Raw genomic sequence first — 16004 nt, forward strand, 5'->3', positions numbered from 1 at the left:
AGAACACGATTCTTATCTGAATCTACGTCCCTTGATTTCTCCTTCTGTATATTTATAATCAGAATTATTTCCTAAATAGAAAGAGTTGTATTTGATATAAACAGAGTCCGTTGTTTGTAATACGTGATAGACAGTATTATTGTGTTTATACACTTCCATACCTATCACAGAGAAGTTATCACTATTGATTACAACATTCTGCTCTGGCACCTTATACAAGTTAGAATCACTTACAGAAATTAACTCATCAATACTCAAAGTCCAGTCTTCACCATACTCAGGCTGAATATCGATAGTTCCATTTCCACTCACTTCACTCACTCGCATAGAAAGATACCCCGTAAAACTTCTTTCCTGATCAACTTCACCACCCGGCACCTTATAGTATTTTATATGTGAAGTATAGATATAATTACTGTTTTCAGGCACATCATTGATAGGATTATCTAGTTCAGTACCACAGCTATATAATAAAGTCGCTACTATTGCTAATAATAATTTTTTATACATCTTATCCTCCAAATTTTAATCCTACAACAAGTTGAATATTCTGGTTATAATATTTTTCATCATCAAATGTGACATCTACCAAACCTCTACTGTATCTCCACTCTAAGAACAGCATTTTTGCTTCAGCTCCAATACCGGCTGTCACGCCAAAATCGCCACCTTTGAATAAATGATTTACATCTGTGTAATCACCAAAAAGGCCACCTTGTCTTCTCTGAGCTCCTGCTAGAGCTGCACCATAAACACCGCCTTTGATGTAAATATGATCATTAAGGTAATAATTAGCTGTTAGAGGAAATACAAAATAGCTTAATACATCTGTAGTTTTTACCACTTTATTAGACTGCCCCAATTCGTGCATAAAACCACTAAACTCTGTTTTTTGTCCCATTGAGTTAAACAATGCATCAAATTCAACAGAAAGGTTATTTTGAATGAAAAAATTAAACTTAAAACCAAAAAACACTGTAGTTCTTGTTCTCTCTCTTACACTACTATATTGTGCACCAGTGTTCAATTGAGGGGAACTTCCAGAAGGAAACGACCATGAAGGCCCTATAAAGAAACCCCACTCCATTCCTTTTTTTTCTGGTGCGTAGTATTTTGAGTCATAATTTGAATTTGAAAGTGAATCGCTTTGATACTCCTGTGCAAAACTCACATTCATTATCCCCATAAAGAGTATCAGAGGGATGAAACGCAGAAATTTGAGATAGTTTTTCTCCATAATTAGTTAAATAAATAGTTTTCTCTAAATCCTTTTTTTTTATATTTAGAAAAGTAGAACACCAATAATTATAAAATCATCATGCAATGATAATCAACTTTGATGCATTTTTATAATAGATAATAAAAACTTCGAACATACATTTTATAAACACCAAATTAAACACAACACTATGCTCAATATTTCTGTTAATGACAAAGTATATTCTATTCTAAAGGACAAACAATCCGTAGTGATAGACAATAAAAACTACAAAATTGACTATAAAGAAACACACCCCAAAGTCTTCAGTGTAAATCACAACGGGCAACGTTATGATATTGAGATCATTACAGCAGACACTTCTTTTAAAAACGTAACACTAAAAATTAATGGAAAGAAAGTCTCGCTTGAAGCAAAATCCAAATTAGATCAATTACTAGATCAGTTGGGCATGAATACCAAAAGCGGAAGCCAAGAGAATTTGATCAAGGCACCTATGCCAGGAAAAGTACTCGAACTGCTCTGCAAGGAAGGCGATGTGATCTCTGAGAATGACAATCTAATCATTTTGGAAGCCATGAAAATGGAAAACATTCTTAAAGCACCAATGTCAGGAGTAGTCAAGAAAATTGACACGGTAGAAGGAAACTCAGTTGACAAAGGGCACATCCTTATTGAAATCGGGGAAGTAGAATAAAGTCCAAACAAAAAAGCCTTCTTTAGTTTTACACACTAGAGAAGGCTTTTTATTGAAATAAATGAAACTTACTTCTTAAAAAATCTTTCGGTTTTATTGTCGTAATTAACGAAGTAGTATTTCCCTCCTGGAAGCTTGGCACAATTCACTTCTTTTGAATTGCCAGATAAAATTACCTTTCCGTACTGATCCAATATTTCGTATTTGATGGGTCTAGTGAAAGACAATGTTTTAGAAACTCTATTCGGGTAAAACTTAACTTGTTCTGAGTTGGAAGTGTGTTTTAAGACACTTGAATTGTAAACCTTTCCTGTTACTTCCAAATACTTAATTTTATATTGGTTTTCACCAGAGTGGTGTAATACTTTATAGAAGTATTTATTCTGTTTCTGCTTTGATAAACCCTGTATGATTTTCTCTTCTCTCCAAGAGTTATGCTCCATTCTTAGAATTACAAAGTTACCTTCTGCCGCTTCACCTGAAGTTATCCACTCAAGACCATCTTCAGTAATATCAAGTTCTACAAATTGGAAATGACCTTGATCTCGAATAGCATTGGGGTTAAGAACTCTAGGCACACAATCATTAGAATGGAAAATTATAATGCTGACTTGATCCCCTTTTTTTAAATGCCCCATGTCTAATTCAAAAGCACTCGCAAGTGGCAATCGCTGCATTTCGCTATGGTTGATCATTACTTTTTTCACACAAAAAGTACCATCTGATAGTAAAGGATTCTCAACGTATAAATTGGTTCCTTTGTAAACACCAGAGATAATCATTTCTCCATCTTGACCAAAACTTAGCATTGGGAACAGCATGAGAAGAAATAAATTATAAATCTTTATCGCTCTATAAAAGCTAATTTGTTTCATTTATAATAAGGATAATTAAAAGTAACTAGTCAGTAATTTAGTTATTATATAATATACTAATTAAAATAATAGTTTTGAAGAGGTTCACACCTTTCAACAATATTAATTAATAAAATACATTATTCTAGCAACTTAGTTATTAAATTATTAAAAAGGTTTTACAATCTGTCAAATTTACTCAAAATTTAACAATAACTACTAAGTCAAAAATACTTTATACATTATTTTTTGTATGCATAACGTAAAAAGAAAACAGTAATTGCATTGTTATATCGTTTTTTCCGGACTCTAACAACCCAAAATTCAGCAATAAAATCATCCTTCTGTCACATAATGACTCTTAATGTGAATTTTGTGGAATGAAATTCTAAATGTCTTTGTTTACCTTTGCAACTAGCTTTCTTAAGAGGCGCTTCAAATCGACTCTTAGCTCCTATTATTTTAAAGGAAGGAAAATAAAATATGGCATTAACATTTGAAATAAAACAAAAGGATCCGCAAACAAAAGCGCGTGCAGGTAAAATCACTACAGCTCACGGAGAGATTCTTACACCTATATTTATGCCTGTTGGAACGGCAGGTACAGTAAAAGCAGTTCACCAAAGAGAATTAAAAGAGGATATCAATGCCGAAATCATTCTTGGCAACACTTATCACCTTTACTTGAGACCAGGTACTGAGATTCTTGAAAAAGCAGGTGGATTGCATAAATTCAACGGATGGGACCGCCCTATTCTTACGGATTCAGGCGGATACCAAGTCTTCTCATTGGCCAACAACCGTAAAATCAAAGAAGAAGGGGTTACTTTCAGATCACATATTGATGGTTCGAAACACTTGTTTACTCCAGAAAAAGTAATGGATATCGAACGCTCTATTGGTGCTGATATTATTATGGCCTTTGATGAGTGTCCTCCTTATCCTTCAGATTACACTTATGCCAAAAACTCTATGCACATGACCCACCGCTGGTTGCAAAGATGTGTGGATAGATTGGCAGAAACTGAGCCTTTATATGGTTATCATCAATCATTGTTCCCTATCGTTCAAGGAAGTACTTACAAGGATTTGAGAACGCAATCTGCGGAGACAATTGCAAGTTTTGAAAGAGAAGGTAACGCTATTGGTGGTTTATCAGTGGGTGAACCTGCCGAAATGATGTATGAATTCACAGAACTTTGCTGTGACATTCTTCCTGAAGACAAACCAAGATATTTAATGGGTGTAGGTACTCCTGCTAATATCCTTGAAAATATTGCTTTGGGTGTAGATATGTTTGACTGCGTAATGCCTACTCGTCAAGCTAGACATGGACACGTTTTTACTACTCAAGGTATCATGAACTTGAAAAACAAGAAGTGGGAAGACGACTTCACTCCATTGGATGCTGAACTAGGTGGTTATGTAAGTACATTCTACTCAAAAGGTTATTTACGCCATATGTTCAAAGCCAATGAAGCACTTGCTGGCATGGTGGCCAGTGTGCACAACCTAACATTCTACTTATGGTTGGTACGTGAAGCACGTCAGCATATTTTAGACGGTGATTTCAGAGAATGGAAAAACAGCATTACACCAAAATTAATGCAACGTTTATAATCGGATTCCTTTTGATGTTCAACTGAACGCAATTCAGCCCCATCAAAAAAATCAAAGTATCAGAGTAAAAAAGGAAAGCTTAAATGTCCTTTACTCTGATACTTTTTTTATTTAAGTACAAAGTCAAAAAAAAATTATAGTTAATACTAATTTATTTTTTGTGAGTACAACGCTAAAAAACGCATTAAAAGTGGTTCTATTGAAAGTTTTTTGAAGGAAGTAATCTCAAAATAATAAATAGAATTAGCATTAGATAATTTTGAATTTCTACTTAACAATAACTATTTCAAGTACAATTAGTTATCAATATGTATGACTTTAAATAAAAGATTTACTTCCCATTATATACTGAAAGGAAGAAATTTTAAGTTATAAAATTGAATCATTTATTATTTCTGTTTTCATGAAAAGACTATTATTAATAATACTAACTACTTGCTGTATAACTATTGCTTGTCAACCTTATAAAGAAGTTGTAATAGATCCCTTCAGACCAAAGTTTGTCACTTTTGATCAAACAAGAATGTACTTTAAAAATGTGAGAGCGAGCTATTACAAAGAGGTTAATATTGCTCAACTTGATACTACTTCACAGATGAAAGTATTGCTTTATGATAAGGCAGTCGAAGATTCAACTCAAGCTATCATCAATCTTCATTTAGTTACTGTTGATCAAAAAGGCAACGCTTTTATTATGTTGGCCCCTAATGAGTTTTTCAAAGGGTATCAACTTTTCAAAGTACACTGGGTTGATCACGTCAATGGTTTAAAAGGGGAAATAAGGTACAAACAAGGGGGCATGCCCGATCAATTTTTATTTACTACTGAAATCTATAACCTGCTTAACAAGGGGAATGTGACTTTTGAGATAGAATTTGGTAACAAAAGGGTTCCTTTTCTTGATACTGTAGAAGAAAAAAATGCATTCAGAATCACTATGATAGATTTTTACCGATTGGTGACACTATTATAAATCACAGATATTAACACCTAACAATTGCCCATTCAAGAAAAATGTGGTTACTTGCATAAATTTTACACTTTAGTATTTTAACCATATTTTAAGGTCATGTCTCATATCACATACGGGAGAACATTAGAAGTAACAAAAGATGCAATGGGAGCGGCAATTGCTGCTTATGAAGAAGATAGAAATGAGGATTACTGTGTAAAAGTATATTCCGATTTTAGTGAACCTGATGACATTCCTGTACCTCTTTTATTCAGAGATGAAAAAGATATGCCGGAGATAGAAACACTAGCTTTGGATCACTGTAAAGGAAAGATTCTGGATGTTGGTGCCGGTGCTGGATCACATGCTTTGGCCCTTCAGAAAAGAGGAAAAGACGTTACAGCAATGGACATTTCTTCCCTGGCAGTAGAAACCATGAATAAAAGAGGCGTTCAAAACGTAATTCAAGGCGATATCTACGCTTATGACGGTCCTAAATTCAACACCCTATTGATGTTGATGAATGGTATAGGCCTTGTAGGCACGCTAGATGGACTTGGAGAATTTTTAGTAAAAGCGAAAAACTTCATTCATAAGGACGGTCAGATCATTTTTGACTCTTCTGACATTATCCATCTTTTTGAAGACGAAGACGGTTCTTACCTTATTGATCTTACGGCTGAATACTATGGTCAAATCCAATACTGGATGGAATTTGGCGACTTAAAAGGTGATAAATTCGACTGGCTTTATGTCAGCTACCCTGTACTAGAAGAGTATGCTGCAGTGGCCGGATACAAAGTCAATTTGATTCATGTTGGTGATTTAAACCACTACCTTGTTTCGTTAACTTTAATTAATGATTAAAACTGAACATTAAATACAGTATTAGAGTTCTAATACCATCGAAATAAGTAATTTACGCACACTAAATCAATTAATTAATTTCCAATTTAAATATAATATATGATAGAATTAACAAGAGCACAGGCGTCGAGAGCAGCAATTGAAAGAATGTATGTAGTAATGAGACACCTCTTTATCAGAGGGTATTACAAACCGGGGGGAGCATCGGGACATGCAATCATGCAAGATTTACTTATCCTTCAACCTGAAATTTACGGTTCCTTAGCTGATTCTCAAAAGGTCGACCTCAACGGACTTGTCTATGTTTTTGATCGTCTTCCTAAAGGAATTGAAGAAACACGATACATCAAGTTGACCTCAGAAGAAGGGTACGAAAAGTCTTCTTTCACTAAGATTATTCCTCAAGCAAGACGAAGAAATTGCTATCGTATTGACGAAGAACAGATGTTTATAGAAATCACTCGCGGTAGAAGTGAAATCTATGACATCCTTACGCACTTGACCTTTATTTATATTGAGGCTGAAAAAATCAAACAGCATGCTCAAGATAAAAAAGGCAATGCACTGAGAGAATGGGAACAGCTTGAAAAAATTGTAACAGGCGAAGAGGCTTTGACCAAAGAAAATGAGGAAGTAGCCTTTACTTACCTTGCTACAATTTTAGGCAGAACTTATCAAGAAACAAGAGATGCTCACCACAGATTTATCAAGCACTCTAAGAAAAATAACGGTTTATTCCATATTGTTTACTGGTTAGGAAAACTAGCTATCAATGAGGAATTGAAAAGCGAAGACCGTATCATCAGTTTCAGTCCTACACTTCGCGAAAGAATAGGACATCACATTTATGGTGAAAGATGGGCCAATAAAATTAAGAGAACGCTTTTACATAACGGTCTTTTACAACGCCCGATCCACATCATCAGCTCCAATCTGCACAGTGTTATGAATAGCTTTTACGCTTGTGACGCATTGGGCAAAAAAGGAAAAAATACTGACTTCCTTAACTTGATGGAAGAAGTAAGTCAAGGTGATAACGGACATCTGAGAGAGAAAATTTATCACTCTGCCATTGAAAAGGGAATGATTCAGGTGCAAGAAGAATCAGGCACCAACATTTCTGTGCAGATTTTTGATACTGCTAAGATCTTACCTGCATCTCTTCCATCCAACATCAAGATGCCAGAGACGCTGACAGAGGAAAACGCTCCTGTGATTGTGGTAATGGATTATGCTTTTGGAGAACAGGCGTTTGAAACGATGGACGAACTGTTAAAACCTTATGAGTCGGAGAACGAGCAGATCAACCTGGATATTCAAAGTATTTCGATTATGGGTAAAGCTGGAATTCTGAAAGGAGCCAAAGGGGATGTAATGACACCTACTGCTCACATTTTTGAAGGCACAGCAGATAACTACCCTGTAGAGAATGATCTTTCTCCAGAAGATTTCAAAGATATCAAGGACTTGAAATTTGTGGACGGCCCAATGGTAACTGTTTTAGGCACATCTTTACAGAACAAAGATATCCTCACTTACTTCAAAGACTCTTCTTGGGGAGTGATGGGACTTGAAATGGAAGGTGCTCACTATCAGAAAGCCATTCAGGGAGCTTCAAAAATTAGAAACAACATCAGTAAAGATGTAAAAGTACGCTACGCTTATTATGCTTCTGATAACCCGCTTATCACAGGAAGTACATTGGCTAATGGTAGTTTAGGTCTAACAGGCGTAAAACCAACGTACTATATAACATTAAAAATATTAGAGAAAATATTCAACAGTTAATCACTGGGATATATTAGGCAGTTGATCATTTAAAATGCTCAATTCTCTAAATATTTTTATGGTCTTGCACAATGGGAGAAAAAATTTCTTTCATTGTGCAATTTTTTTTCATGATAATTTGTTTTGTACAAAGACAAAAATATCACAACTATTGAGCATAGAATTGCCTATTCCTGTAGAATTTTACAAAAACTGTATTTAACTTTGCAATGGATAGTCTTATTAAAACCAACAATAGTTTATATAATAGAATTTTAGCTTAACGTGGCGAACGTTAAATATAAATAAGATAGTTATGAGCAAAGATAAATCTACTCAAAATCAGGAAATTGACTGGGATGCTTTGGAAGCGGAAGACAAAGCCAATGAAGTTTCAGCAGAAGAGCAAGTGGATGTTGAGAAAATAGAAGAAGAGAAGAAACTGCTTTCAGAAGAAGAGAAATTCAGCCCTTACCCTGATGATTTCCTTGCTGATATCAATATTATCCGAAAAGAATACGATGAGGAGCAAAAAAATGGCGATTTTCAAGAAAACGACTTGGAAGAATAATAATTACTAACTTTCTTGTACAATAGAGATAGTAATATCACGTTATTTTTTTGAAGGCTTCCTTTTATCCTCAAGTCCATCTATTGGGAAGACTATTTTTATGTTGAAAAAACTTTCATTAATACTCTAATATGCCATTGATGTTTGATTCATCAAAATCCCGAGCTATACTCATAGGTATAGGTACCTTTTTAAAAGATGATGATCTTCATAGACGAGAGCATGTTTATAAAGATATCAGCTTATTAAGAGATACATTAACCGATACTCAGATCCTTGGAATTCATGAGAAAAATATCATTTCTCTTGTTGACTCTGAAGGAAATACCATGATCAAAGAGCGTATTGCTGAAGTGGCTAATGCTACTCAGGATACTTTGATCTTATTTTATTCAGGGTACTTGATTGAAAGAAAAGGAAAATTAATTATATCTTCTCCTCATACAACTATCAGTCAAAGTCACATTAACGGTATTCCGCTGAATGAAGTATTGGAGATTATCAGTGAGTCGGAAGCCAAACGTGTATTCTTGATATTGGACACAGATTACAGAAATGCCAAAAAAACTAACGACAAGCCTGAATCTAAATCTATTCAAGAACTTTTACCACAAGGCCCAAAGAAAACATATATCGTCTCAGAATTTGGAAAATCAAATTCTAATAAGACAATCGCTTCTGAATTAACCGATCTATTCCAGACTGGAATTGAGGAAGAAAGAGAAGTATTGACGCTGAATGACGTCAAAGAACATTTCAATAAAGATAATGAACTTCGTCAGGTTTTATTCATCACTAATGAAGAAGACGATATTCCTATTTGTCTGAACAAAAGGTTCTCTAAAGCGAAAAAGCTGAGAACTGAAATTGACGCAAAATTCGAAGAGAAAAATTTTGAGGAGGCTTTACCGCTTCTTAAAGAAGGAATTGAACTTTTCGAAAATGACGATGAGTTCAATAATATGGCGACTTTTATAGAAACACTGCATCAAGCTGATCAGATGTTTGCCAATGAAAGTTATGACGCCGCCAAAAATAGATATCAAGCCGCTTACGAAATCATCAATGAAGACACTGCCTTCAAAGGCATTATTAAGTCTTTAGAAAAGATAGCAACTATCCAATATGACAATGAAGATTTCGAAGCATCCAAAATAACTTACACGGAGTTGTTGAAATATGATTCAAACAATGAGTTATACAATGACAAAGTAAAGTATTGTGACAACGAATTGAATTTCGCATCACATATTGATTTGGGCGACAAAGCGTATTTTGAAAATAAATTCACAATCGCCAAAGATCACTACAGCAAAGCACTAGATTTTAGAGAAGATGCTTTAGTCCTTAGAAGAAAGGAAGAATGTGATAAAATCTTGTCAAGAGAAGAGAAATTAAGACAAGAGATTAAAGCTGAATTGGAGGAAGAAATCAAGGCTAGCCTTGACAAGGAAGTAGAAGAGCAAATCAAAAACAAAGAGCTTGAGTTGAAAAAACAATTGAGAGCTCAACTTGAAGATGAACTTTCTTCTGAAATCCTACCTAAAGCTAAAGATGAAGTAACGCAAGAGCTGGAAACTACAATATGGAAGAAAACAGCTATTTGGAACAGTATTGAAGGATATCAATTTTATCTTTCCATGTTCCCTGAAGGGCACTTCATCGCGAAAGCTAATCAGCGAATCGATCAAATTCACAAGAAAAAACTAGCACAGAAAATGGGAGAAATCTCTCCAATACCTGTTGCTAAAATCATAGATAAGAAAGAAGAGAAAATAGAGGAGATCAATATTGAAAGAGCACTTCTAATGGACCTGAGAATGGAACCAATTGAAGATATTCTGGCAAAAATTGAAGAATCTAGAGGACTGAAAGGAGAAGTATTGCTCTGGACGGATAATGAACGTATTCAACTTGAAAGAAATGAAGAGGAAAATGAATATGTTGCACCTCCTTCTCCAGCCATTACTGAACTAGACGAGGTAATGGATGAAGCTATCAGAGAAGTCGAAGAAGAGGATAATGTTTCTTTCCCTGCTGTTGAAGTGACAGAAGTGTCTTCAGATTCATTCTCAGTTGAAGAGGCGAAAGAATTATCAGAGACAGCAAAAGAAGTAAAGGAAGAAGAGGTAGTTCAAGATGCTATTATTGAAGAAGTTGTAGATCTTGCTGATACCAATTCAAATCCTGTTACTGCCACTTCAGCTCCTGAAAATAATTCAGCTTTAGAACAGTTGAGCGAAGAGGAATTGTGGATCCGCTCGGAACAATTGAATACAAAAGAAGGATATCTTGAGTATATCAATTACACAAAGACAGCAGATCAAATTGCTGAAGCGTATTATAGAATCAATAAAATTGATCAAGGGGAAACACCTGAAGTTTCTGCCGTTGCTGCTTCAGCAAGCACTCCTATTATAGAAAATACAGTTGCTGAAGAGGAAGAGGTTGTTGAAACTCCTACACTTACTGAAATTTCTGAGGTGAATGAAATAGAGACTGAAGAAGTGCAAGAAATTGTAATGAATGAGGAGACACACACTGAAGAAGTTGAGGCAGAAACTCCTGTAGTATCTAATTCAGTGTTTATCGATGGTATGGATGAAGAAACGCTTTGGAAAACTGCACTCTCTATCAACACTATTGATTCTTATAAAGAGTATTTGAACCGCACAGAAGCTAATAGTTACCTAGCTGATGCGTATTCTAATATAAATACAATTCAAAACGGTGAAGTTGTTGATACTTCAACTGCGGACACAGAAGAGCAAATTGAATTCACTCCTACTTTTGAAACAATTGAGTTTGGAGATACAGAGGAAAGCACAACTCCAGAAAATGAAATTACTTCTTTTGAACTAGAAGATATTCCTGAGGTTGCTTCAAATGATCTTCAAAATGAAATTGATCAAATTATCGGTGAAGATGCTTCTCCATCCAATAATGTTGAGATCAATGATACACCTGCACCTGACGAGTCTACTTCAACGGAAGAAGAAGTTGAAGTGAACTTAGAAACAGAAGCAGAAGTGGAAGTGGAAACTGCACCTATCGTTGAAGAGGTTCCTGAGCCTGAGGTAAAAGTAGAAGTTCCTACTGCTACTGATCAGACTCCTACTGATGAAGAAATCTTTGAATTAAACGAAGACGAAGAAGATCTTTGGAAAAACACTTGCGAAGAGAACACACTTGGAGCTTATTTTAATTATCTGAACCTTACTACACAGAAAAAATACTGGAAGGAAGCAAAAGATAAAATAAGTGCTCTTAAAAATGATTCTCAAGCTAAGGAAGAGGAAGATTGGAAGCGTGCTCAAGAAATTGATACTATTGAAGGGTATAAAACCTACATTCGAAAATATCCGTTGGGTAACTACTATGCTGCCGCAATGATGCGACTTGGAAAGCTTGAATAAAAGTAATCCAAGAACATAATATTGAATATAACAGGCCTTGTTTCTATGGAAGCAAGGCCTTACTTTTTGTTAAAAGATATAAGTTTGTTTAAAGTATAAATATGTTGACCCCGATCATTGTATATTAGTAAATATTTACGAAAATTATGTAAACAGAATCACTCTTAAACGTATATATTAATAAGAGGAAGTGAAACTGAATTAACTTATATATTAGAACTAAAAAATTAATATTATGGGGTTACTAAATAGAATATTCGTAGCATTAGATGCTTCAAGAAAAGATGTACCTTTATTAAAACATGCCAATAAATATATCAACAATTCTGGAGCAGACAAGGTGTATTTCGTTCATGTACAGGAGTCATTAGATCTACCAGATGAGGTAACAAAAAAATATCCTGATATGCTTAGCCCGTTGGACGAATCGATCAGAGCTAGCATGAACTCTCTTATCCATGAACATATTCCTAACATAGATAACATCAATCATGAGTTGCTGATTGAAGAGGGGGTCCCTGCTGAGACAATCATTAAACTTGTGAAAAGAAAGCAATCTGATATTGTGATTTTGGGTAAAAACAGTCAAGGTAAAGGAACAGGCTCAGTAGCAAGGAAAATTGCAAGTTTTGCACCATGTTCTGTCCTTTTTGCTCCCGAATTATTGCAATACGAAAAAGAGCCTAAAGCACTTATCCCTATTAATTTCTCAGAAACAAGTAAAGATGCTCTGCAACAAGTAGAAGAAATTGCCAGCCACATTCATGATCTTAAATCAATGGCAGTCAATTGCTTCCGTATTCCAAACGGTTATAGCACAACGGGCAAATCTTATGAGGAAATGGTAGAGATATTGGAAGGCGTTTCTCAGAAAAAGTTAGATCACTTTGTAAAAAGTGCTATCGATGATCATAACATCATGACAAAGCCCGTACTCATTGGAGAGGATGAAACTATTGCTGACGGCATCTATAAAACAGCTAAAAGCGAGAATGTGGATATGATCATCATTGGTTCAAAAAGCAGAACATTTATGGCCTCAATGGTACTGGGTAGTACTGCCGAAAAACTGCTGCTTTCAGACATCAATATTCCTATCCTTATTTATAAAAATAAAAATCAAACACTAGATATTTTCAATTTCTTTGATAGAATTTAATTAAACAATATTTATTATTACAAATCTTCTAAAGGTGGGCAGTTTAATGAAACTACTCACCTTTTTTATTCACTCATCACTCGGAGTATTTTTTACACTTCTATAAACTAACACATTTCCTAAAAAAAAGGATGAAAAAGATCATCATAATTATAGAAATCTAAATAGTAACTTTATAGTAAAAATACTGTTCTTTTGTAGTATCAAATTATTCATTATCTCACACACAAAACATTCTTTCATAATATGGAGATGTTTCTAACGCTACTAAAGTCAGATTACGTAGCATTATTCGCAATTATTGCATTTGGTATTTTATTAGGTAAAATCAGTGTCAAAGGAGTATCCTTTGGATTATCTGCAGTGATTTTCGTAGCCATGTTTTATGGTTACCTTATGAATGCATTGGGTTTTGAAGACTTTGCAATACCCGGGATCATTCAAAAAATAGGTTTATTATTATTCATTTTCACGATTGGTATGCAGGCTGGGCCTTCGTTTTTCGAAGCCTTTAAATCGCAAGGCAGCAAACTGATCATTTTAGCAACTCTTTCTGTTGTATCAGGTGGACTTGTCACTTTTGTTTTAGGTATGGCCTTTGACATAGACTTTAAAATCGCAGTAGGTCTATTGACGGGAGCACTTACTTCTACACCAGGTCTTGCCGCCGCCATTGAAAGCTCACAATCGCCTCTGGCTTCTATTGGTTACGGTATTGCTTATCCTTTTGGGGTAATCGGTGTAATTCTTTTCGTAAAATTAGCTCCTAAGTTCTTCGGTGTCAGTATTGAAGAAACTGAGAAAAAATACGAAGAGGACGCAACTGCAGACACTCCCGACCTAAGCAACAGAAATTTCATTGTCACTAACGACAATGTTCACGGAAAAACCATCGGTGAACTGAATATCCGTTTTATGACAAAGGCCAACATCTCACGTGTAATGGAACCTAACACGGAGAGTAAGCCGCCAATGAAAGACACTATTCTCCACAAAGGGGATTTGGTGAAAGCCGTTGGTACTGAAGATGCTCTTAAAAGAGTGGAGTTGCTATTAGGCGAACCGACGGAACAGAAAATACCTCGATCAGGTATACATGAAATTCGTTGGTTTGTGGTATCATCAAGAAATGTAGTAGGTAAAACATTGGGTGAATTGGATTTGCACAACAACTACCTCGCTACTATCACCAGAGTAAGACGAGCAGGTTTGGATTTATCTCCAAGACCTTCTACTCGATTAAGATTCGGTGATAAATTATTAATCTCTTCAACAAAAGGAAATATTATTGGACTGACTGAGCTTTTCGGAGACAGTATTAAAATTGTCCAAACACCAAGTTTCCTGCCGGTTGCTTTGGGTATCATTATCGGTGTTTTATTAGGTAAATTTGAAGTACCACTTCCGGGTGGATCTTCCTTCTCACTAGGTCTTACAGGTGGTGTATTGATGGCCGCTTTAGGATTAAGTAGATTGGGTAAGACAGGACCGATTATCTGGCACCTTCCAAGTAACGCTAATGCACTTTTAAGACAGTTTGGTTTGCTATTATTCCTAACACCTGTAGGTGTGGGTGCCGGTACCAAGCTTGTATCAACAATCAGTGAATACGGTTTCCAATTATTTGGAATCGGTGCGTTGATTACCTTGATCCCTATGCTTGTTGTAACTATTGTAGGACACGTATTCTTTAAGGTGAATTTCTTATCGCTGATGGGTGCCCTTACAGGTGGCATGACGTCTACTCCTGGCTTAAGTGCAATGGACAACATGACGGAAAGCGACGCACCTCAAGTTGCATATGCTACGGTTTATCCTTTCGCATTAGTTGCAATTATTATTGTTGCACAGATCATTGGAGGACTTTAGAGTTTTATTTATAAGATAGCTTTAGCCCCAACTGCATTAATTAGCAGCTGGGGCTTTTCTATATCAGTTTTTCTCTACAAAAGATAAAATCTCAGACAGTACTTCTTCTTTGATTTTCTCATTGTGCATTTCATGTCTCAAACCTTCCCATTTCTTGAAAGTAATTTTTTCTGAAGGTGCTTTACTGGCAAACTCTTCTGAAGCCTTATAAGATGTAATATTATCATCATCACCGTGCATCAAAAGTGTATTTGTTTTTAATTGGCCTGCATTGGCAATGTTCCACTCACCAGCATCTTTCACCCCAAAATACAAAGCGGTACAGATTTTATTGTGCACCAAAGGGTCTTTCATATACACCTCCCCTACTGTCAAATCCGTGGATAAATCAGCAGGATTCAATTTGGATGGAATCACAAAATCTTTAATAATACCCCCTATAAACTTTCCTATTTTCTCCTGCCACGCCGGCGGGTCAGTAGCCAACCTCAACCAAGGACTTGTCACTATAGCCCCCTTTAAAAATTCAGGCTGTTCTTTCAATAAAAAAGAAGTAACAATGTTTCCACCCATACTATGACCGTAAAGATAAATAGGCAAACCTTGAAATTTTTCTTTAACAAGAGATAGTAACTCAGAAACATTTTGTAGTACCGCACTGTAACTTGGCACCACGCCTCTTTTGCCAGGTGTTTTTCCATGACCTCTTTGATCATACCCAATAAAGCCATAATTATTTTCAGTAAAAAAAGCCGCCACATGAGCATACCTTTCTATATGTTCACCAAAACCATGAACCATGGCAATTATGGCCTTAGGGTTTTCATTTTCAGGTAACCAACATTTACCGTATATCTCTATATTATCTGCTGTTTGCCAAGAGTATTCAAATGATTTCATCTTTATTTGGTGTATTTATGTATTTCGAAAAATTAGTAAAAGATAATAAATTTTGATGATTTGTATTCCAACCGGTCATTTTTCCCTATTTAAAAGTTATTAAATAGTAATAT

The 16004-nt window shown here is 35.4% G+C and carries 13 protein-coding genes; 9 read left to right on the forward strand and 4 right to left on the reverse strand.

All coding sequences use genetic code 11. The features are described from left to right. Window positions 1-12 precede the first annotated feature (12 nt). Window positions 13-510, reverse strand: a complete 498-nt coding sequence (locus tag HHU12_RS01645; RefSeq protein ID WP_169654402.1) for a hypothetical protein — start codon at window positions 508-510, stop codon at window positions 13-15. 1 nt (window position 511) lies between these two features. Then, window positions 512-1237, reverse strand: coding sequence for an outer membrane beta-barrel protein (locus tag HHU12_RS01650; RefSeq protein WP_169654403.1), 726 nt, complete (start codon window positions 1235-1237; stop codon window positions 512-514). A 172-nt stretch (window positions 1238-1409) separates the two neighbouring features. Between HHU12_RS01650 and HHU12_RS01655 the strand changes: the two genes are divergently transcribed. Then, window positions 1410-1916: a biotin/lipoyl-containing protein gene (locus tag HHU12_RS01655; protein ID WP_169654404.1), complete on the forward strand. Its 507-nt coding sequence runs from the start codon at window positions 1410-1412 to the stop codon at window positions 1914-1916. 68 nt (window positions 1917-1984) lie between these two features. On the opposite strand, the gene HHU12_RS01660 is transcribed toward HHU12_RS01655, so the two are convergent. Further along, a complete protein-coding gene (locus tag HHU12_RS01660; protein ID WP_169654405.1) occupies window positions 1985-2791 on the reverse strand; it encodes a hypothetical protein in 807 nt (268 codons plus the stop codon). 462 nt (window positions 2792-3253) lie between these two features. Between HHU12_RS01660 and tgt the strand changes: the two genes are divergently transcribed. From tgt to HHU12_RS01700, 8 genes are all read left to right on the forward strand, one after another. Next, the gene (tgt, locus tag HHU12_RS01665; RefSeq protein ID WP_169654406.1) at window positions 3254-4390 is read left to right on the forward strand and encodes a tRNA guanosine(34) transglycosylase Tgt; all 1137 of its coding nucleotides are present in this window, start codon (window positions 3254-3256) and stop codon (window positions 4388-4390) included. 403 nt (window positions 4391-4793) lie between these two features. Further along, window positions 4794-5363, forward strand: coding sequence for a hypothetical protein (locus tag HHU12_RS01670; protein WP_169654407.1), 570 nt, complete (start codon window positions 4794-4796; stop codon window positions 5361-5363). 96 nt (window positions 5364-5459) lie between these two features. Continuing rightward, complete coding sequence (locus HHU12_RS01675; protein WP_169654408.1) at window positions 5460-6209, forward strand: class I SAM-dependent methyltransferase; 750 nt, start codon at window positions 5460-5462, stop codon at window positions 6207-6209. A gap of 99 nt (window positions 6210-6308) precedes the next feature. Further along, the gene (locus HHU12_RS01680; RefSeq protein ID WP_169654409.1) at window positions 6309-7997 is read left to right on the forward strand and encodes a DUF6909 family protein; all 1689 of its coding nucleotides are present in this window, start codon (window positions 6309-6311) and stop codon (window positions 7995-7997) included. Window positions 7998-8292: 295 nt separating this feature from the next. Next, the gene (locus HHU12_RS01685; RefSeq protein ID WP_169654410.1) at window positions 8293-8547 is read left to right on the forward strand and encodes a hypothetical protein; all 255 of its coding nucleotides are present in this window, start codon (window positions 8293-8295) and stop codon (window positions 8545-8547) included. A 140-nt stretch (window positions 8548-8687) separates the two neighbouring features. Continuing rightward, window positions 8688-11963 (forward strand): hypothetical protein, encoded by a 3276-nt coding sequence (locus HHU12_RS01690; protein ID WP_169654411.1) that lies wholly within the window; start codon window positions 8688-8690, stop codon window positions 11961-11963. A gap of 235 nt (window positions 11964-12198) precedes the next feature. Next, window positions 12199-13122: a universal stress protein gene (locus tag HHU12_RS01695; protein WP_169654412.1), complete on the forward strand. Its 924-nt coding sequence runs from the start codon at window positions 12199-12201 to the stop codon at window positions 13120-13122. A 246-nt stretch (window positions 13123-13368) separates the two neighbouring features. Next, window positions 13369-14991 (forward strand): aspartate:alanine exchanger family transporter, encoded by a 1623-nt coding sequence (locus HHU12_RS01700; RefSeq protein WP_205959744.1) that lies wholly within the window; start codon window positions 13369-13371, stop codon window positions 14989-14991. A gap of 63 nt (window positions 14992-15054) precedes the next feature. On the opposite strand, the gene HHU12_RS01705 is transcribed toward HHU12_RS01700, so the two are convergent. Further along, window positions 15055-15891, reverse strand: a complete 837-nt coding sequence (locus HHU12_RS01705) for an alpha/beta hydrolase (protein WP_169654414.1) — start codon at window positions 15889-15891, stop codon at window positions 15055-15057. Window positions 15892-16004 lie beyond the last annotated feature (113 nt).

This window comes from Flammeovirga aprica JL-4 (genome assembly GCF_012844305.1).
Lineage (GTDB): Bacteria > Bacteroidota > Bacteroidia > Cytophagales > Flammeovirgaceae > Flammeovirga > Flammeovirga aprica.

What these genes read in the sequence shown, in the direction of transcription:
- HHU12_RS01645 (WP_169654402.1), bottom strand. Translation starts at nt 510, where the DNA reads ATGTATAAAAAATTATTATTAGCAATAGTAGCGACTTTATTATATAGC.
- HHU12_RS01650 (WP_169654403.1), bottom strand. Translation starts at nt 1,237, where the DNA reads ATGGAGAAAAACTATCTCAAATTTCTGCGTTTCATCCCTCTGATACTC.
- HHU12_RS01655 (WP_169654404.1), top strand. Translation starts at nt 1,410, where the DNA reads ATGCTCAATATTTCTGTTAATGACAAAGTATATTCTATTCTAAAGGAC.
- HHU12_RS01660 (WP_169654405.1), bottom strand. Translation starts at nt 2,791, where the DNA reads ATGAAACAAATTAGCTTTTATAGAGCGATAAAGATTTATAATTTATTT.
- tgt (WP_169654406.1), top strand. Translation starts at nt 3,254, where the DNA reads ATGGCATTAACATTTGAAATAAAACAAAAGGATCCGCAAACAAAAGCG.
- HHU12_RS01670 (WP_169654407.1), top strand. Translation starts at nt 4,794, where the DNA reads ATGAAAAGACTATTATTAATAATACTAACTACTTGCTGTATAACTATT.
- HHU12_RS01675 (WP_169654408.1), top strand. Translation starts at nt 5,460, where the DNA reads ATGTCTCATATCACATACGGGAGAACATTAGAAGTAACAAAAGATGCA.
- HHU12_RS01680 (WP_169654409.1), top strand. Translation starts at nt 6,309, where the DNA reads ATGATAGAATTAACAAGAGCACAGGCGTCGAGAGCAGCAATTGAAAGA.
- HHU12_RS01685 (WP_169654410.1), top strand. Translation starts at nt 8,293, where the DNA reads ATGAGCAAAGATAAATCTACTCAAAATCAGGAAATTGACTGGGATGCT.
- HHU12_RS01690 (WP_169654411.1), top strand. Translation starts at nt 8,688, where the DNA reads ATGTTTGATTCATCAAAATCCCGAGCTATACTCATAGGTATAGGTACC.
- HHU12_RS01695 (WP_169654412.1), top strand. Translation starts at nt 12,199, where the DNA reads ATGGGGTTACTAAATAGAATATTCGTAGCATTAGATGCTTCAAGAAAA.
- HHU12_RS01700 (WP_205959744.1), top strand. Translation starts at nt 13,369, where the DNA reads ATGGAGATGTTTCTAACGCTACTAAAGTCAGATTACGTAGCATTATTC.
- HHU12_RS01705 (WP_169654414.1), bottom strand. Translation starts at nt 15,891, where the DNA reads ATGAAATCATTTGAATACTCTTGGCAAACAGCAGATAATATAGAGATA.